Origin of the sequence: Luteolibacter sp. Populi, from assembly GCF_040801775.1 — a bacterium.
In the GTDB taxonomy this organism is placed as follows: domain Bacteria; phylum Verrucomicrobiota; class Verrucomicrobiia; order Verrucomicrobiales; family Akkermansiaceae; genus Haloferula.
This window is the reverse complement of record NZ_CP161812.1, coordinates 6,151,715-6,168,824: the sequence shown is the minus strand read 5'-3', so window position 1 is coordinate 6,168,824 and position 17,110 is coordinate 6,151,715. Positions and strand designations below refer to the sequence as shown.

The 17,110-nt window shown below is 64.7% G+C and carries 16 protein-coding genes; 6 read left to right on the top strand and 10 right to left on the bottom strand.

Translation table 11 applies throughout. The features are described from left to right. Nucleotides 1-23: 23 nt before the first annotated feature. From ABWK72_RS25005 to ABWK72_RS24995, 3 genes are all read right to left on the bottom strand, one after another. Nucleotides 24-545, bottom strand: coding sequence for a DUF2271 domain-containing protein (locus ABWK72_RS25005; protein WP_367872304.1), 522 nt, complete (start codon nt 543-545; stop codon nt 24-26). A gap of 11 nt (nt 546-556) precedes the next feature. Further along, nucleotides 557-1,228 carry a PepSY-associated TM helix domain-containing protein gene (locus ABWK72_RS25000; protein WP_367872303.1) on the bottom strand — a complete coding sequence of 224 codons (672 nt, stop codon included), beginning with the start codon at nt 1,226-1,228 and terminating at the stop codon, nt 557-559. An 81-nt stretch (nt 1,229-1,309) separates the two neighbouring features. Then, the gene (locus ABWK72_RS24995; protein WP_367872302.1) at nt 1,310-3,565 is read right to left on the bottom strand and encodes a TonB-dependent receptor; all 2,256 of its coding nucleotides are present in this window, start codon (nt 3,563-3,565) and stop codon (nt 1,310-1,312) included. Between the two features lie 195 nt (nt 3,566-3,760). Here ABWK72_RS24995 and ABWK72_RS24990 point away from each other — a divergent pair, with 195 nt between their 5' ends. Further along, complete coding sequence (locus ABWK72_RS24990) at nt 3,761-4,453, top strand: Fe2+-dependent dioxygenase (protein ID WP_367872301.1); 693 nt, start codon at nt 3,761-3,763, stop codon at nt 4,451-4,453. A 563-nt stretch (nt 4,454-5,016) separates the two neighbouring features. Here the strand turns inward: ABWK72_RS24990 and ABWK72_RS24985 are convergent. From ABWK72_RS24985 to ABWK72_RS24970, 4 genes are all read right to left on the bottom strand, one after another. After that, nucleotides 5,017-5,421 (bottom strand): hypothetical protein, encoded by a 405-nt coding sequence (locus ABWK72_RS24985; RefSeq protein WP_367872300.1) that lies wholly within the window; start codon nt 5,419-5,421, stop codon nt 5,017-5,019. Between the two features lie 9 nt (nt 5,422-5,430). Further along, nucleotides 5,431-6,516, bottom strand: a complete 1,086-nt coding sequence (locus ABWK72_RS24980) for an alpha-hydroxy acid oxidase (protein ID WP_367872299.1) — start codon at nt 6,514-6,516, stop codon at nt 5,431-5,433. A 314-nt stretch (nt 6,517-6,830) separates the two neighbouring features. Next, nucleotides 6,831-7,364 (bottom strand): hypoxanthine phosphoribosyltransferase, encoded by a 534-nt coding sequence (hpt, locus tag ABWK72_RS24975; protein ID WP_367872298.1) that lies wholly within the window; start codon nt 7,362-7,364, stop codon nt 6,831-6,833. 42 nt (nt 7,365-7,406) lie between these two features. Beyond that, nucleotides 7,407-7,727 carry a septum formation initiator family protein gene (locus tag ABWK72_RS24970; protein WP_367872297.1) on the bottom strand — a complete coding sequence of 107 codons (321 nt, stop codon included), beginning with the start codon at nt 7,725-7,727 and terminating at the stop codon, nt 7,407-7,409. A 172-nt stretch (nt 7,728-7,899) separates the two neighbouring features. Between ABWK72_RS24970 and ABWK72_RS24965 the strand changes: the two genes are divergently transcribed. From ABWK72_RS24965 to ABWK72_RS24950, 4 genes are all read left to right on the top strand, one after another. Then, nucleotides 7,900-8,892, top strand: a complete 993-nt coding sequence (locus ABWK72_RS24965) for a malate dehydrogenase (RefSeq protein WP_367872296.1) — start codon at nt 7,900-7,902, stop codon at nt 8,890-8,892. Between the two features lie 149 nt (nt 8,893-9,041). After that, entirely contained in the window at nt 9,042-9,776 is a 735-nt protein-coding gene (locus ABWK72_RS24960; RefSeq protein WP_367872295.1) for a DUF2071 domain-containing protein, read from the top strand. A gap of 320 nt (nt 9,777-10,096) precedes the next feature. Beyond that, the gene (locus tag ABWK72_RS24955; protein WP_367872294.1) at nt 10,097-10,879 is read left to right on the top strand and encodes a thiazole synthase; all 783 of its coding nucleotides are present in this window, start codon (nt 10,097-10,099) and stop codon (nt 10,877-10,879) included. Continuing rightward, complete coding sequence (locus tag ABWK72_RS24950; protein WP_367872293.1) at nt 10,876-11,667, top strand: cysteine peptidase family C39 domain-containing protein; 792 nt, start codon at nt 10,876-10,878, stop codon at nt 11,665-11,667. The genes ABWK72_RS24955 and ABWK72_RS24950 overlap by 4 nt, the downstream gene beginning before the upstream one ends. A 346-nt stretch (nt 11,668-12,013) precedes the next feature. Here the strand turns inward: ABWK72_RS24950 and ABWK72_RS24945 are convergent, their stop codons facing one another. The 3 genes from ABWK72_RS24945 to ABWK72_RS24935 all read right to left on the bottom strand — a co-directional run bounded on the left by ABWK72_RS24945 (nt 12,014) and on the right by ABWK72_RS24935 (nt 15,564). Continuing rightward, nucleotides 12,014-12,316, bottom strand: coding sequence for a hypothetical protein (locus ABWK72_RS24945; protein WP_367872292.1), 303 nt, complete (start codon nt 12,314-12,316; stop codon nt 12,014-12,016). Nucleotides 12,317-12,364: 48 nt separating this feature from the next. Next, entirely contained in the window at nt 12,365-14,698 is a 2,334-nt protein-coding gene (locus ABWK72_RS24940; RefSeq protein ID WP_367872291.1) for a Tex family protein, read from the bottom strand. 101 nt (nt 14,699-14,799) lie between these two features. Continuing rightward, nucleotides 14,800-15,564: an endonuclease gene (locus tag ABWK72_RS24935; protein WP_367872290.1), complete on the bottom strand. Its 765-nt coding sequence runs from the start codon at nt 15,562-15,564 to the stop codon at nt 14,800-14,802. 129 nt (nt 15,565-15,693) lie between these two features. Between ABWK72_RS24935 and ABWK72_RS24930 the strand changes: the two genes are divergently transcribed. After that, entirely contained in the window at nt 15,694-17,082 is a 1,389-nt protein-coding gene (locus ABWK72_RS24930) for a hypothetical protein (protein ID WP_367872289.1), read from the top strand. The last annotated feature ends 28 nt before the right edge of the window (nt 17,083-17,110 follow it).

Here is a 17,110-nt window from a genome sequence, read left to right as displayed (position 1 = left end):
TATTTCTGTTAGATGGATGATTCTTACTTCGCTGCCTCCGCCTTCACGGCGATTTGGACCTTGCCGAGTTCGGTCTTCCCCTGGCCCGCGGCCTCGACCGCGGTCTTGCCGTCCCACTTGAAGGGCACCTTCACCAGCTCCCGCCCGCCAACCTCGCGCGCGGCCTCCACGTTCAGGCGATACTCGCCCTCCGCCAGCGCCGGCAGATCGACCGCCTTCTTGGGAATCGTCACGGTATGCGTGCCCACCGGCTTGGTCGGACCGCTCACGGCATCCACCGGCATCTTCAGCTCGCGCCCGCCCTTGCGCCACCACTGGCGGATGTCCTTGAGCCAGGTCTCGCCCTCCTTGTCCTTCAACTCGGAATCGTACCACACGACCAGATTCGCGGCGACCGTGCCGTCCGGCTTCTCGATCCACGCGGCGATGTAGGGCCGGTGATACTCCGCCACCTCCAGACGCGGGATTTCGATCGTCAGTGAAATCTCACCGCCACGGGCAGCGGCGGCGAAACAAGGAATCAGCAGGAACGCGAGCTTCTTCATAAATGGGAAAATCAGTGGATGAAAAACACGATGATGATCAGCGGCAGCACCACGCCCGCCGCGACCACCGGCCAGGTCTTCGGACGGCGCTTCGCGTGGACACAAAGCAAGGCCAGACCGGTAAGGCAGAAGATCACGCAGGCCACTGAAAAGATGTCGATGAACCATCCCCAGGCCGGCCCGGTGTTGCGGCCCTTGTGCAGGTCGTTGAGGTAGGACACCGGACCGCGCTTGGTCAGTTCGTAGCCGACCTCCCCGCTCTCGCGGTCGATCGTCAGCCAGGCATCGCCGCCCGGTCTCGGCAGGCTCACGTAGACCTCGAACTCCGACCACTCCGCGGTCTTGCCCGCCACCGTCGTGCGCAGTTCCTTGCCGAGCCACTTCGCCGTATCCTCCGGCAGCGGCTTCTTCTCTTCCGCCTCACCTTCCTTCACGGCCAGCGGCACCAGCATCTCCGCCGGCAGCTTCAGCGTCCGCGTCGTGACCTCGGGCTTCGCCGCGATCGCACCCGCATGGTTCAGAGTAATGCCCGTCACCGCGAAGAGCAGCATCGCCGCCAGGCAGATCGCGCTGCTGACCCAGTGCCATAGGTAAAACTGCTTCGTCCAAAAAGCCTTCCGCTTTTTGGCCTCGGCAGCCGGGCTGAGCCGGGCCTGCGGCTGGGGTGCTTCCGCGACTTGCATGGTGATAAAAAGTCGGGACGGGAAGCAGCGCCGTGGCACCACTTCCCGTCCCTTCGCAACAACCGATGATGCGGGGGCTAGTTAAAAGTTCATCAAGGCACTCAGGACAAAGGAGCGACCCTCGCCCGGGACGAAGTGGCCGCCGCCGACGCGGTCAACGTAGTCCTTGTCCGCGAGGTTCTTGCCGTTCAATTGGAATGTGAGGTTGTCGTTCACCTTGTAGGCAACCATCGCATCGATCAAGGTATAGCTTGGCACTTCCTGACGTGTGTTGCGGTTGCTGTGGTTGTTATAGCGGCTGTCCACATACTGCGTGCCCGCGCCGATCGTGAAGCCATACGGCAGGGCGTAGGTCGTCCAGAGGCTGAAGGAGTGCTGCGGCGTGTTGGACACTTCATTGCCGATCTCAAGCGGGGCCACGGAGTCGAGCACCTCGCTGTCCATGTAGGTGTAGCCGCCGAAGATTGCCCACTCGTCGGTGATCCGGCCGGCAGCACCGAGCTCCAAGCCCTGCACCCGCTGTTCGCCGGTGATGGTGATCACGCTCGTCACCGGGTCGGTGGTCCGGGCGTTGGTCTTGTCGGTGCGGAAGAGGGCAGCAGTGAGCTGCAGCTTCTCCTCGAAGAGATCCCACTTCGTGCCGAGCTCGATCGTTTCGCTCTCTTCCGGATCGGTGGCGACCAGCGCGGGGCTGGTGCTATAGGTCAGGCCTTCGGTGGAAGGATTGAACGAGGTGCCGTAGCCGAGGTAAATGCTGCCTTGCTCACAAGGCTTGTAAGTCACCGCGCCGCGGTAGCTGAATTCCTGGTCCGTGCGGGCGAGATAAACGCCGCGCGAAGCTGGCGGGCCGACAGCGAAGGTCGCCGGCAGGTTGGTGTAGGTCGCATCGAAGGAATCCCAGCGACCGCCCAAGGTCACGAGCCAGTGCTCGCCGATCTCCGCGGTATCGAAGAGGAAGAAGCCGTAGGAATCCGCCGTCGCATCGGAGACAGCACCGTTGCGGACCGGACTACCGGTGTAGGGGTCCCAGGGCGTCGGATGGTAAAGGTCCGTGGTCGGTGCCGCCGGAGCGGAGCGACCGTAGTTCGTCGAGTTCTCACGGGCGAGCTCCACGCCGCCGATCAGTTCGTGATTGATCGGGCCGGTGCTGAAGTCAAAGCGCAGGTCGGTGACGTGGGAGATCGTCTCGTCGATCTGGTCACGCGATTGGAACTGGCGGTTGAGAGTCGTGGTCGGGAAGGTCGAGCCCGTAGGAGATCCCGGAGGCACGACGCCGTTCACGAAGCGCGGTGCGCTCGTCACGGAGTCACGCACGCTGCGTCCCACGCGGGTGGCGCTGTGCAGCTTGAGCACATCGCTGAAGTCATGCTCGAACTCCAGCGTGATGAGGTCGGTTTGGATCTTCTCGTAGTCGCGGCCCAGGATCCCGTAGTAGTTGTCGAAATCCACCGCCGGAATGCCGCCGGGAAGAGCCGGGTTGACACTCGTCCGCGGGACGAAGGGGATGCCGTAGTCCGGCACGTTGTCCTGCTCGAGATGCAGATAGGAGAGGGTCACGCGGGTATCGGTTCCCAAGCCGAAGGCCAGCGAGGGAGCGATGCCCCAGCGCTCGTTCTCGACGAAATCACGGCCCGCGATGTCTTGGGTGTGATAGACGCCGTTCACGCGGAACGCTGCACCATTCAATTTCGGGATCGGCTGGTTCACGTCGAAGGTCCCGCGGAAATAGTCATCCGTGCCGCCGCCGAGCATCAGCCCATAACCGGCATCGAGCTTCGGAGTCTTGCTGGAAAGATTGAGCGAACCGCCGGTGGAACCGCGGCCGTTCGTGGTCGAAGCAGGACCTTTGGCCACTTCCACCTGCTCGAGATTGAAAGGGTCGCGGGAGTAACCGCCGCCTGACGTATCGCGCAGGCCATCGACGAAGATGTCTGAGCGGGCGGAGAACCCGCGGATCGAGAAGTTGTCGCCGGCAGGACCGCCGCCGCCTTCACCTGCCTGCATGCTGATGCCCGGGACGTTCCGCAGCACATCGCGGAGGTTGGTGGCATTCTGCTGCTGGATGACTTCTTCCGGCACCACCGTGAGAGTCTGCGGAATGTCGCGGATCGGCTTGGTGAATTTCGGCGATTGCAGATTCTCCGGCTTGTAGAGCTGCTTGTCCTTGTTCGCATCCACCACCACATCGGAGAGCGCATCGGTCTTCTGGGCACCCTCGTCCTTTTTCTTTTCGGCGGGAACGGCGGTCTGCGCGGCCAGTTGGCCGAGCGCAAGCAGCGTGCCGGTCACGGCAAGCCCTTCGGGACGGAGGCGGAAGGAGTCGGTATCGTGTTTCATGGGTCTCTCGGAGAGGCGCTTCGCATCGCGTTGCTCGGCAAAGCTGTTGCGAATGCGTCTCAATAGCCCTCGTCTGTCAAAACAAAAAATCCCGGCTCTCCGATATGGCAATTTACCGCTAATCCGGATCGCGATCCGTCGCGCCCCGCCGAATCCGCTTGACCCACCTCGGCATGAAATGGGCAGAGAGAGGGCGTGATCGTTTGCATTCCCGAACTGCTCAGTGCCGAGAAGACCAAGGAGTTCCGCCGCGAGCTCGACGCCGCCGATTGGGAAGACGGCAAGTCCACCGCCGGCCACATGGCCGCCAAGGCCAAGGACAACGTGCAAATCCCCGCCAGCCACCCGGTCGCGCGGCAGGTCGGCGATGGCATCATGCGCGCGCTAACCCTCAATCCCCTCTTCATGTCGGCCGCGGTCCCGCTGCACTTCCTGCCCCCGATGTTCAACCGCTACTCCGGCGGCCAGACCTACGGCACCCACATCGACTCCGCGATCCGCCAGGTCCCCGGCAGCGGCCACCGCATCCGCACCGATCTCTCCTGCACCCTCTTCTTCTCCGAGCCGGAAGAATACGAGGGTGGCGAGCTGATCATCGAGGACACCTACGGCAGCAAGAGCGTGAAGCTCCCCGCCGGCCACATGGTCCTCTACCCCGCCACCAGCCTGCACCGCGTCACCCCCGTGACCAAGGGCAGCCGGCTCTGCTCCTTCTTCTGGGTCCAGAGCATGATCCGCTCCGACGAGCAGCGCGCAATCCTCTTCGACCTCGACCTCGCCATCCAGCGCCTCTCCGGCAGCCTTCCCGACCACCCCGCCGCCAACCAATCCGCCGTCCAGCTCACCGGCGTCTATCACAACCTCCTCCGCCAGTGGGCGGAGGTGTGAAAAGGTGGTCCGCACGGTCCTCTGTGCGGTCGGGCGGTCCCACAATGACCGCCACAACTGTTCGTCCGATCACTCACCCCGATTGACGAAACCGCCCCTTTCTGCTAATCCTTGGAAGTCCCGACGGGCTCTCTAGCCCTCCGGTCCGGCGGCCCTTTTCTGCGGCTGCCGGGTGGTTCCAAGCTCCGGCACCATTGCAACAGCACGGACGGATACACTCCGCCTTTAAAAGATGGACCGGGCGGTCAATACGGTCCTGGGCGATGCCCCCTCATTCCTCACGCTGCTTCTTTGAAAGCCGTATGGGGGTAAGGGGGCTTATGGATCGGAAGAGGCATTGAAATCAGGAAGAATCTCCTCCCGCGCGCCGGAACGATCGACCCCACGGACGGCTCTTCCGCTGGGAGCGCGGAGCCACCGGCCCGCAGAATGGTCCCCGGCAGCCGTGACTATCTCGCGGCCCTCATGGATAGCGCCGTTTCGATGCTCCCGATCCACTGCAAAGCACCGCAGCCAAGGACCACCCTGCGGGGCAGGTGCCTCCGCGCTCCCAAAGATAGGCTTCAAGGCCCTAAAGTCCGCACGAAGCTGCCGATCAGCTCGAACATCCCCGCGATTACCGCCATCAGCAACAGGACCGCGGCGAACGCGAAACCAATCGCCAGCCCCACGCGCCGTGAAAAGGAGAACCCGGCCGCCAGCGCTCCCAGCGCGGCCACCAGCAGGCAAGGGATCGCCGAGCGCTGCCACAACAGCACCCAGGCAAGACCGTGCATCCCCCCATCGAAGGCCCCCATTTCGCGTAACAGCGCGTCCAGCTTCGCCGAGTACATCGCCAGCGGCACCGTCGCCAGCACGGCGAGCACCCCGAGGATGCGGGCCCCCATGCGCTTCCGGCCTTCGCGGACAGAGGCAATGTCAGGCCCCGGAGAGGGCACTTGCGGCGGGGTGTAGGGGGAAGAATCCATGGCAGCTTGTTAGAGGCTCCACAACACGCTGCGGTCAATCGCCGGGAGCGTCGCCCTGCCAGTCAGCGCCATCGCGATCTCCAGTTCGGTGCGCAGGATCTTCAGCACGTGCGCGACCCCCGTGGCACCGGCGGCGGCGAGGCCGTGCAGGACCGGTCTCCCTACCATCACCGCGGAGGCTCCGAGCGCGAGCGCCTTCAGCACATCCGTGCCACGGCGGATGCCGCCGTCGAGGAAGATCGGCAACTGTCCTTCCAGCGCGCTGGCAATCGCAGGCAGCGCTTCGATGGCAGCCGGCACGGTGTCGAGCGTGCGCCCGCCATGATTGGAGACGATGATCCCGGAGACGCCATGCGACTCGGCAAGCAAGGCGTCGCCTGGATCGAGCACGCCCTTTAGGACGATGGGCAGATTCGTGAGCGAGCCCAGCCACGCGAGGTCTCTCCAAGTCGGGGCCCGTGCGAGGAGGTGGCTGCCGAAAATCCGGTCGGCGGGCGGCACCGGCTCCATGCCGCGCAGGTTCACCGGCTCCAGCCCCGGGGGCACCCGGAAGGCGGCGCGTTGCTCGCGGTTGCGCAGGCCATGGAGCGGGGCATCGGCGGTAACGACGATGGCGCTGCAGCCGGCGGCCTCGACGCGCTTGACCAGCTCCGCCGTGAAGCCGCGGTCGGGCTGGATGTAGAGCTGGAACCAGGGCGGCACCGTCGCCGCGCGGGCGATCTCCTCGATCGCCGTGCCGGCCTGGGTGCTGACGGTCATGCAGGCCTCCATCGCCGAGGCCCCGAGGACCGTGGCGAGCTCGCCGCCGGGATGGAAGAGACGGTGGAAGGCGGTCGGCGCGATGAAGACGGGGTGCGCATACTCGCGGCCGAAAAGGCTCAGCCGGGTGCTGGCCGCCGTGAGGTCTTGGAAGATCCGCGGGCAAAGCTTGAGGCGCTCGAAGGCCGCGCGGTTCTCGCGCAGTGTGATCTCGTCGGCCGCGGCACCGGCGAGGTAGGCCCAGGCGCCGGGCTCGATGCGGCCACGCGCGAGCGCCTCGTAGTCGTCGAGTGAGACGACCTCGGATGGGATGGTATCGAGCGGCGGCAGGGGCATCGCGCAGCGACCCTAGCAGGTGGCGCAAGCCTTGGACGATTCGGGATTGGAAGATCGTCGATTGCTGGTTTGCTCCCCCTTCATGATTCCGCCGGAACTCGCGCATCGCCCCCCTGCGGGCTGTTACTGCATAGCGTTCTCAACACAGGGGCAGCCCCACTGGGAGCGCCGCGGCACCGCCCGGCAGAGTGGTCCCCAGAGGCGGTGAGCCATTGTAGGATGGCAGCGAGGCCACGGCAGTCTCCGCGCCAAGTGCGAGGTGTGACTGGCTTGGCGGGACCGTTCTGCCGGGCGGCGCCACGGCGCTCCCGGTGTTACTGCGCCTCCGGCTTCAACACGCCTACGTAGGGCAGGTTCCGGTAGCGGCCCTGGTAGTCGAGGCCGTAGCCGACCACGAATTCGTCCGCGATGAAGAAGCCGACGTAGTCCGCTTCCACCGCGGTGGCGCGTTCCTTGTCCTTGGCCAGCAGCACGCCGGTCTTCACTTCGGTGGCGCCTTCCTTGTAGAGGCGGTCCACCACCGCGCGCAGGGTGCGGCCGGTGTCCAGGATATCATCGAGCAGCAGGACCTTGCGGCCCTTCACGTCGGGCAGCTTGTGGTCCAGGAAATTGACCGTGCCGCTGCTCTCGGTGCCGCCATGGTAGCTGGCGACGTTGATGCACTCGATCTCCAGCATGCGCGGCACGCGGCGCAGCAGGTCGGCGGCGAAGACCAGCGCACCCTTCAAGAGCACGACTACCACCAGCACCTCGCCAGGGAAGTCCTTGCGCACTTCCTTGGCCATCACGTCGAGCCGCTTGAGGATCACCGCCTCGTCCACCAGCACGCGCTCGATATCATTCTCCATGAGCGGAGGATTCCCCGGTTATGCGGGGAGTTTCAAGCGGCATCACTCGTCCTCGCGCTTGAAGCGATAGATCTTCTCGTCCGGGCGGCGGAGATTGAGGCGGTCCATCGCCTTGAGTTCGAGGAAATCCGGGTCGTCCTTGAGCGCCTTGTGCTCGGTCTCCCGGTATTCCAGTTCGGCCTTGATCTTCTTCTCCTCCACCAGCACCCGCTGGAGCCGGTCTTCCAATTCGGTGAGGCGGCGCTTCTGCGGCAGGGCGGAGGCCACCACGGCCATCGCCAGGACCAGAGCGAGCACGCCGAATACGATGCGATTGAAGGTGCAGAGGACCCGTGTCTGGGCCTCCAACCTCTTCAATTTCACTTTCGACGTCCTCTTTTTCCGCGGCGCGGCCATCCGATTTAATTTAATTAGCATTCCTTAAACAAACCGGACAGTAAAAAAACCGTGCTGTTGGACAACTCCCAGGCATCGTCAACGGTTGACCGGATGTGTGCGGGAAGTTTACACCCGTGTCCCGCACTATCGTTGTTCCATGAAAGATCCCATCACCGTCTCCATCACCGGCGCCGCCGGCCAGATCGGCTATGCCCTGCTCTTCCGCATCGCCTCGGGCGCGCTCTTCGGCCCGGACCAGCCGGTGAACCTCCGCCTGATCGAGATCGAGCCGGGCCTGAAGCCGCTCGAAGGGGTGGTGATGGAACTGGACGACTGCGCCTTCCCGTTGCTGCGCGAGATCGTCCCGACCGCCGACCTGAATGAAGGCTTCCGCGGCACCAACTGGGCGCTGCTGGTCGGCTCGGTACCGCGCAAGGCCGGGATGGAGCGCGCCGACCTGCTGGGCATCAACGGCAAGATTTTCACCGGCCAAGGCCAGGCGATCGCCCGGAACGCCGCGGCGGACGTCCGGACCCTGGTGGTCGGCAATCCTTGCAACACCAACGCGCTGATCTGCGCGTCCAATGCCGACGGCGTGCCGAAGGAGCGCTTCTTCGCAATGACCCGCCTCGACGAGAACCGCGCCAAGAGCCAGCTGGCCAAGAAGTCCGGCATCCACCATTCCGAGGTCACGAATCTCTGCATCTGGGGCAATCACTCCGCGACCCAGTATCCCGATTTCACCAACGCGAAGATCGGCGGCAAGCCGGCCACCGAGGTCATCTCCGACCACGCCTGGCTGCAGGGCGACTTCATCTCGACCGTGCAGAAGCGCGGTGCCGCGATCATCGACGCCCGCGGCGCGTCCTCCGCCGCCTCGGCCGCGAATGCCGCGATCGACACCGTGGTCAGCCTGGTCAATCCGACCCCGGCGGGCGATTGGCACAGCGTGGCGATCTACTCGGACGGCAGCCATTACGGCATCGAGAAGGGCATCATGGCCTCGATGCCGATCCGCACCGTGACCAATGGCACTTGGGAAGTGGTAACCGGCGTGCCGGTGAACGAATTCAGCCAAGGCAAGATCGACGCCACCATCGGCGAGCTCCTGGAAGAGCGCGAGGCGGTGAAGGGACTGATTCCGGCTTGAAGTGCCAAGGCGTAGAAGTTCCAAGTGAGAAGGACCAAGTGCCAAGAAACAGCCTTGGCATCCGGCTTCCGAGATTTTTCCTGCCTTTATTGGAACTTGGAACTTCTTACTTGGAACTTCCACCCTTGGCCCCTTCACTTGGAGCTTCGATGCTCCCCCTCATTACCGGCCTGATCCGCCGCCGCATGCTGGTGAACTACCAGGTCGATCCGGCGGTGGTCGCCAAGCTGCTGCCGGAGGGTTTTCGCCCGAAGCTGCATCGCGGCCACGCCATCGCGGGGATCTGCCTGATTCGCCTGGAAGGCATCCGTCCGCGGGTGCTGCCGGCCTGGGCGGGCATCAATAGCGAGAATGCCGCGCACCGGATCGCGGTGCTGTGGGAGGATGAAGACGGCACGCCGCGCGAAGGGGTCTTCATCCCGCGGCGCGATACCGGATCGCTGGCGAATCACCTGGCGGGCGGGCGGCTTTTCCCCGGCGAGCATCATCTGGCGGACTTCCTGGTATCCGATGAAGGCGGCAAGATCGAGATGGCGGCCAAGGCGCGGGATGGAGGGATGACCCTGCGTTTGAGCGCCCGCGAATCCTCCGAGTTCCCCGCCACTTCCTGCTTCGGCTCGCTCGAGGAATCCTCGGCCTTCTTCGAACCGGGCAGCGTGGGCTTCTCGGTGACGAAGGATTGCAGCCGCCTCGACGGCATCCGGCTCGAGACGCAGGACTGGAAGGTGAGCCCGCTGGCGGTATCGGGCGTGGAGTCGTCCTATTTCGACGACGCCGCGGTATTTCCCGCGGGGACTGCCGTCTTCGACCACGCGCTGATCATGCGGGACATCCCGCACGAGTGGCACGAGGTGGAGAGCCGGAGGATGGCGGCGGGGGTTTGAGGGAGAGGGGTTCCCTTTAAGTGCGCAAAAAGTCCAGCGTTTACCCATATCCTGTCGTGTGCAACACAGTGGCAGTCCCCCTGGGACCGCGGGGCACCGCCCGGCTGAGTGGTCCCTAGGTGTGCTGAGCGGCTGAGGGTTGGCAGCAAAGACACGGCTGTCTCCATTCCGACCTCGGCGTATGCCCATACAGGCTTGGAAGCTACTGCCGGGCAGTGCCCGGCGCTCCCAGTTGGGCCGTCCGTCGGTGGGGGCGTGGGGGATTGTCGGGAAGACACACGGCTTGCAAGCCGGTCCCACTCCCCTAAAGTCCGCCGCCGATGTCCCAGCCGCTTGTCATTGCCGGTCGCGAATTCTCTTCCCGCCTCTTCGTGGGGACGGGGAAATTCTCGTCGAACGAGGCGATGCGCGGCGCGCTCGCGGCCTCGGGCACCCAGATCGTGACCGTGGCGCTGCGCCGCGCCGATCTCAGCGGCAAGGGTGATCCCTACGCGAACATCCTCGATTTCATCGATCCGGAGAAATACCTGATCCTGCCGAATACCAGCGGCGCGATGAATGCGGAAGAGGCCGTGCGCCTCGCCCGCCTCGCCGCCGCCGCAGGCCTGCCGAAGTGGGTGAAGCTGGAGATCCACCCGGATCCGACCTACCTCCTGCCCGATCCGATCGAGACGCTGAAGGCCGCGGAGATCCTGGTGAAGGAGGGCTTCACCGTGCTGCCCTACATCAATGCCGATCCGGTGCTAGCGAAACGGCTGCAGGAAGTCGGCACCGCCACGGTCATGCCGCTCGGCGCGCCGATCGGCTCGAACAAGGGCGTGGTGACCCGCGACCAGATCCGCATCATCATCGAGCAGGCAATCGTGCCGGTGGTGGTGGATGCAGGCCTCGGCGCACCCAGTCACGCCGCGGAGGCGATGGAGCTGGGAGCGGATGCGGTGTTGATCAATACCGCCATCGCGATTGCTTCCGATCCCGCGCGCATGGCGATCGCCTTCAAGAAGGCGATCGAGGCCGGGCGCGAGGCCTTTGAACTCGGACTCCCCGAGCCGAGCGATGCGGCTTCCGCAACCAGCCCGCTTACCGGGTTCCTCGGCACATGATGCTGGCGGCACCCGTCGTGTTCGCCCTCACCGGTGCTGCTTTCGTGGTGCTGCACATCGCCGCGTGGAAGTGGGCCGGAAAGCTGGATAGGAAAGCGCGGCTCATGGCCGGGATCGCGGCGCTGCTACTATGCCTGCCGGGGCTGTGGTTCGCGCTCTACTATCTCCACTGGCTGCCCGAGCCGCCGCTGCTCTATCAGCTCCGGGCCCTGCCCTTTTCGGAGGGATTTCTCGCGGCCTTCGGGATCGCGGCGGGCCTGTGGCGCAGCCTGCTGCCGAAGCTGCTCAAGCCCTTCCCCACCGCAGCCGGCGTCTTCCTGTTGACCATCCCCTTTCTCAAGCCGGTCGTCCGTCCCTTGGACAAGTCGCAACTGACCGAGCGCTGGCAGGGCGATGCCTGCATCCAGAGCTCTGCGGTGACCTGCGGTCCGGCGAGCGCGGCCAGCATCCTCCGCTATCTCGGCGATCCCGAAGCGACGGAGGCGGAGCTGGCCAGGAACTCGTGGACTTCCCAAAGCGGCACCGAGGCCTGGCATCTGGCGCGGGCGGTGAAGCAGCACGGCTTCAAGGTCCGCTTCCTGGCACCGGACGGCCTGCCGGATGCAAAGGATCTGCCGGGCATCCTCGGCACGGGCCTGGAAGGCGCCGGCCATTTCATCGCGGTGCTGGAGATGACGCCGGATGAGATCGTCTATGTCGATCCGCTCCGCGGCAAGGAGCGGATGACGATCCAGCGCTTCTTGGAATGGCGGAATATCGAACCGTTCTTCATGTCGATCCAGAGGTAGGCCCCGGGAGCGCGGAGTCTAAGGACTCGCCAGCCGCGGCGCAGCCGCCGTGGACTGCGCGCAGCCTGCTGCCGCTGTCCCGATGCAGCCTGCTGCAAGGGGCGCTGCAAATGGCAGCACGTGGGATTCCCTCTACCGGGGACGGAGAGGTGGATCAACAGAGTCCCGTGCTTCACGGCAGCAGGCTGCCTGCCCACAGCGGCAGCAGGCTGCACGCAGTCCACGGTCGCTACGCGACTCCCGTTCCGGACACTTGTCGACGAATCCCTAAAGGCACTGGACTTTAGTCCGCCTCATGCGATCTCAACCCGAGAAGTCCGCGCTCCCGGGCCTGCACGACGCCTGCTCAGCGAGCCAGCGTCACCCGCACGGGCTTGCTGTTTGTATAATCCACCCGAGCCTTGGCCTCGGATCCGGGCACGGTCACATCCAGCCATTTCACTTCCTGCACGGCTTTCTTCGGAATGTTCGCCTCCCCTTTCCCGTCCGTCGTCACCGCCGGATAGTTGAATGATGGCGAAGAGGGGACAATGACCGCACCCGCGACGGGCAATCCCGCGCGATCGGTAACGACCACGTCAGGGCCCGAGTTGCAGCTTGCCAGCAAGCTGCAACCGATCGCGATAAGAGACAGGAACGAAGTTTTCACGCCTGATTCCCTAACAGGACGCCAAGCCGTCGGCGATTGGAAATCTGGTCACTTTTTCTTCGCCTGGTTCATCGCCTGGCTGAACCAATCGCCGGTGCCGCCGCCCCCGCCCTGCTGCGGGCGTGAGTCGCGGCGCTGATCCGGGCGCGGACCGCGGTCGTCGCCACCACCACCGGCGGGCGCGCGGCGTGGTTCCATGTCCGGCTTCGACTTCATCGAGAGGCCGATGCGGTTGCGCGCGAGGTCCACTTCCATGATGGTGACGTTCACCTTCTGCCCGACCTTCACCGCCTCGTTCGCATCGCGGATGAAGTGGTCGGCCAATTGGCTGACGTGGACCAGGCCGTCCTGGTGGACGCCCACATCGACGAAGGCTCCGAAGGCGGTGACGTTGGTGACGATGCCGGGCAGCTTCATGCCGACCTTGAGATCGGAAGGCTTCTCGACCCCCTCCGCGAAGGAGAAGAGCTCGAACTGCTTGCGGGGGTCGCGGCCCGGCTTCGCGAGTTCGGAAAGGATGTCCTGCAAGGTTGGCAGGCCGACTTCGCCATCGACGTATTTCTTGAGGTCGATCTTCTTGCGCGCGGCCTCGTTCGTCATCAGGTCGGCCACGCCGCAGCCGGCATCAGCGGCCATGCGCTCGACCAAAGCGTAGCGTTCCGGGTGGACCGCGGAGCTGTCCAAGGGATGCTTGCTATCGCGGATCCGCAGGAAGCCCGCGGCCTGCTCGAAAGCTTTCTCGCCGAGGCGCGGGACCTTCTTCAATTCAGCGCGCGAACTGAAGCCGCCGTGCTCCGTGCGGAAGGCCACGATGTTTTCCGCGAGCGACGCGTTCAGGCCGGAGACGTAGGCGAGCAATTGCTTGGAGGCGGTGTTGAGCTCGACACCCACCGCGTTCACCGAGTTGGTCACGGTGTCGTCGAGGCTGGCTTTCAGCGCGCGTTGATCGACGTCGTGCTGATACTGGCCGACGCCGATCGCCTTCGGATCGAGCTTCACCAGTTCGGCCAGCGGGTCCATCAGGCGGCGGCCGATGCTAACCGCGCCGCGGACGGTGACGTCTTCCGTCGGGAACTCCTCGCGTGCCACCTCGGATGCGGAATAGATCGAGGCACCGGACTCATTCACCATGATCACCGGAATCGATGAGGGCAGTCCGAGCTTCTTCACGAAGGCCTCGGTCTCGCGGCTGGCGGTGCCGTTGCCGATCGCAATGGCCTCGATACTGAATTTCTCGACCAGCTTCTTCAGCTCGACCGCGGCCTCGTAGGCTTGGTTGTTAGAGCCGGCGGTGGCGTAGAGCACGGTGTGGTGCAGCAGTGCACCCTGGGCATCCAGCACCACGGTCTTGCAGCCGGTGCGGAAGGCCGGGTCGATCGCCAGGGTGCGCTTGCGGCCGAGCGGCGAGGCCAGCAACAGCTCGCGGAAGTTGTCGGCGAAGACCTTGATCGCCATCTCGTCCGCGGTCTTCTTCCCGGCGAGCCGCATCTCGGTTTCCATCGAGGGCATCAGCAGGCGCTTGCAGCCGTCGTCGACCGCCAGCTTCACCTGATCCGCCGAGGGCCCGCGGCCGGTGACCCAATCGGGCTCGGCGAGGCGGCTGACGCGCTCCAGCGGGACCTCGACCCGCATGATGAGGAAGCTCTCCTTCTCACCGCGGCGGATCGCCAGCATGCGGTGCGAGGGGATGGACTTGAAGGCTTCGCTCCACTCGAAGTAGTCGCGGAACTTCGCGGCCTCGGGGTCGGTGTCCTTCCCATACATGACCTTGGAAGAGACCGTCGCCTCCTCCTGGTAAATCTTGCGGACCCGGCCGCGCAGCGGGGCATCGTCGGCCACACGCTCGGCGATGATGTCGCGGGCACCGGCGAGGGCGGCGCTGGCATCGGCCACTTCCTTTTCCTTCTCCACCTCCGCGCCCACGTTCACGAACTTCAGCGCTTCCTCCGCGGGATCCGCTGCTTGGTTCGCGAGCAGCCAGTCCGCAAGCGGTTCGAGGCCCATCTCCTTCGCCTTCGTCGCGCGGGTCTGGCGCTTCGGGCGGTAGGGGGCGAAGATGTCTTCCAGCACGGTCAGCGTCGCCGCCGCATCGATCTTCTTCTTCAGCTCCGGCGTCAGCAGGCTGCGCTCTTCCAGCGACTTGATGATCGAGATGCGGCGGCCATCGAGCTCGGCGAGTTGCAGCATCCGGTCGCGCACCGTCTGGATCTGCACTTCATCGAGCGAACCGGTGGCCTCCTTGCGGTAGCGGGAGATGAAGGGCACGGTCGCGCCTTCGGCCAAAAGTTTTGCCGTCGAGGCCACGGAGGAAACCGAGATACCGGTTTCCTTGGCGATGGTGGCGATGTGCTGGGCGGCTGCTTCGTTCGGGACCTCACTCATGATCGGAATCCGAAAATAGCGGGTTCCGGGGCCGCGTGGCAAGCAGTGGGAAATTGCAAGAGCCGTCTCCGGAATTTCAACCGATTGTGAATAACTCGGGGCTAGCGTGCGGGGGCATCCAGTTCGGCGAAAACCACCGCTTTCCTTTTCCGATCGATGCCCACCAGTCCGCCGGTTTTAGGATCCGCGGCGATCCCTTGCCCGGAAAAGGGCGACGGAATGCTGCCCAGCCACTGCATCGTCCCACCCTGCTCCGGCAATTTCAGGCGGTAGATCAGCTTCTTGTCATGGCCGGTCGCCAGCAGCGCATCGCCCTGCCACACTGCTCCGGACAGACTCATCGCTCCCCAATCCTTCACGAGGTCCGCGGGGTAGTCCCAGCGCCCTGTCTCCTGCCACTCCGCATCGAAGCGCAGCAGCCGCGATTTCTCCTTCTCCGTGCCGTAGCCGGCGAAGTGGCACCACCAGCTTCCCTCTCGCTTCAGGATCCAGGTGACGCTGCCCGGCGGTTCCTCGAAGCGATGGAAAAGCTCCAGCTTCATCGTCTCCGGATCGAGCACGCGGATCTCGCCCTGCTCCGGCTTGAGCGGGAAATTCGAGTGCGCGGAGTAGATCTTGCCGTCGAGGATCAGGGCGCTGTTGAGGTGCGAGGCCTTGCCCGTGCTGACCGCGATCTCCTTGCCGGTGTCGCGGTCGAGCTTGGCGATGGCGGTGCTCGAGACGGCGTAAACGAATTGCCCGTCGGCGGCGGCGGCTTGGGTCGCATGCGGAGAAGCCACAATGGACTTCTCAATATAAGCCTCGCCCGCCAGGCAGCACGCAGCCGCGGCCCAACTGACCACAAATCCCCGGAGCAATCCCGCCATGCTGGAGGACCTTCGCCGATCCCCCTCCAAATGGCGAAGCGATTCTCCATCTCCCCTGCGAAGCGGCATTCCGATTGATGATTGGAAGATTGGTGATTGATGATTTCGCCTTTATCCTCCGAACACCGCATGTCCAACACCGTCCAACTCGTCCAATGGTCGCTCGACCAAAATTGCCGGCTCCGCCCTGCCGCCGAGGACGAACCCTCCTCTCCCGATGCCGCGCTGGATCGGGTCAGCTTCGCGCAGACCTATGCGAGAGGCCTGCACCACGATGAAGAGGACTTCCAGGTTCTGGGCGATATCTGCGTCACCTCGGTCACCTACGGTGATCGCCCCGGCGGCGACAAGGCCGGAGATTCGCCGATGCTGCCCTCCGACGGCTTCGTCGTCTCGCGCGCCTTCGCCCCCTATGGCGGCTTGGAAACAGTCGTCCCGATGTGCCGCGCCTGCCCGGCCAATACCCTGCCGCAAGAGCTCGCGCAATGCGCCGGCTATCTCGAACAATGGCCCGATTCGCCCGATACCGAGGAGCAGCTTCAAGACATCATCTCGCGCCTCGGCCTCGCGCGGGAAGTCGCCGGGAGCTTCCCCGCCACCAAGCCGCTGTGGTATGGCCTGTGGGCCGTCTCGCCGGTGCCCGCCGCGTCCCTGCCCCTGCTCGGCCTGTTGCTGGCCGAGATGCTGCGCGAGGATCGCCTCACCATGGAGCTGGCGGGCGAGATCGATGAGATCGATGAAGAGCAGCTCCAGCAATTCGCCCGTGTCATCGCCGCGATCGACATCGCCGAGCGCCGCGGCATTCCGCTCCGCGTCGGACTGATGCCGCTCGGCCACACCGACTTCGGCGTCTACACGATCTTCCCGCACTGCCCCTTTTGCAAGGCCGCTGCGCGCACCGCCCGCTGGCAAGAGCGCTACCCCGCGCAACTCCACACCTGCCAGGTCTGCGGCACCCGCTTTTCACCCGCCGAGACCGCCACCAGCCGCCGCATGAAGCGGGACAGCGAAGGTTTGCTCGAGCAACTCGGCGAGGAAGCCTTCGACCGTCTGGCCCGGGACTACCTCCTCGCCCGTGGCGAAGCGCCGGAGTCCCTCGACGGCATCATGAGCGCCACCGCCGCGAGCCGGCGCAGGATGGAGGAAAACAACCTCAAGCGCATCGACGACGAACGCCGCAACCGCGAATACATCGAGCACCATGTCTACCACGGAATCCCGCGGGTCGAAGCGCCGCCCTCCGAGTTCATGGATGGCGATGAGGAAGAGGAGCAGGAACCGGATTCTAACAATTGGTTCGACGCGGAGCATTTCGGCGAAGTCCTGCAGCGCTGCGAAGCGCTCGGCATCAAGATCACGGTGCTCATCCACCGCTCCCGCAACCACCTGAACAACCACGTGGAAAGTCCCGGCCGCCGCGCCGGCGTGGCCATGGAGATCTTCACGCGATGGCGCGCGGAAGGCTGCGACGGGAAATTCTTCGCCGGCTGCCGGGTGCCGGTGGAGATGCTGGGGTAGCGCGGCTCTCCAGAGCCGCGTACATCCC

What these genes read in the sequence shown, in the direction of transcription:
- ABWK72_RS24935 (WP_367872290.1), bottom strand. Translation starts at nt 15,564, where the DNA reads ATGGCGGGATTGCTCCGGGGATTTGTGGTCAGTTGGGCCGCGGCTGCG.
- ABWK72_RS24930 (WP_367872289.1), top strand. Translation starts at nt 15,694, where the DNA reads ATGTCCAACACCGTCCAACTCGTCCAATGGTCGCTCGACCAAAATTGC.
- ABWK72_RS24955 (WP_367872294.1), top strand. Translation starts at nt 10,097, where the DNA reads ATGTCCCAGCCGCTTGTCATTGCCGGTCGCGAATTCTCTTCCCGCCTC.
- ABWK72_RS24950 (WP_367872293.1), top strand. Translation starts at nt 10,876, where the DNA reads ATGATGCTGGCGGCACCCGTCGTGTTCGCCCTCACCGGTGCTGCTTTC.
- ABWK72_RS25005 (WP_367872304.1), bottom strand. Translation starts at nt 545, where the DNA reads ATGAAGAAGCTCGCGTTCCTGCTGATTCCTTGTTTCGCCGCCGCTGCC.
- ABWK72_RS25000 (WP_367872303.1), bottom strand. Translation starts at nt 1,228, where the DNA reads ATGCAAGTCGCGGAAGCACCCCAGCCGCAGGCCCGGCTCAGCCCGGCT.
- hpt (WP_367872298.1), bottom strand. Translation starts at nt 7,364, where the DNA reads ATGGAGAATGATATCGAGCGCGTGCTGGTGGACGAGGCGGTGATCCTC.
- ABWK72_RS24985 (WP_367872300.1), bottom strand. Translation starts at nt 5,421, where the DNA reads ATGGATTCTTCCCCCTACACCCCGCCGCAAGTGCCCTCTCCGGGGCCT.
- ABWK72_RS24965 (WP_367872296.1), top strand. Translation starts at nt 7,900, where the DNA reads ATGAAAGATCCCATCACCGTCTCCATCACCGGCGCCGCCGGCCAGATC.
- ABWK72_RS24995 (WP_367872302.1), bottom strand. Translation starts at nt 3,565, where the DNA reads ATGAAACACGATACCGACTCCTTCCGCCTCCGTCCCGAAGGGCTTGCC.
- ABWK72_RS24980 (WP_367872299.1), bottom strand. Translation starts at nt 6,516, where the DNA reads ATGCCCCTGCCGCCGCTCGATACCATCCCATCCGAGGTCGTCTCACTC.
- ABWK72_RS24960 (WP_367872295.1), top strand. Translation starts at nt 9,042, where the DNA reads ATGCTCCCCCTCATTACCGGCCTGATCCGCCGCCGCATGCTGGTGAAC.
- ABWK72_RS24940 (WP_367872291.1), bottom strand. Translation starts at nt 14,698, where the DNA reads ATGAGTGAGGTCCCGAACGAAGCAGCCGCCCAGCACATCGCCACCATC.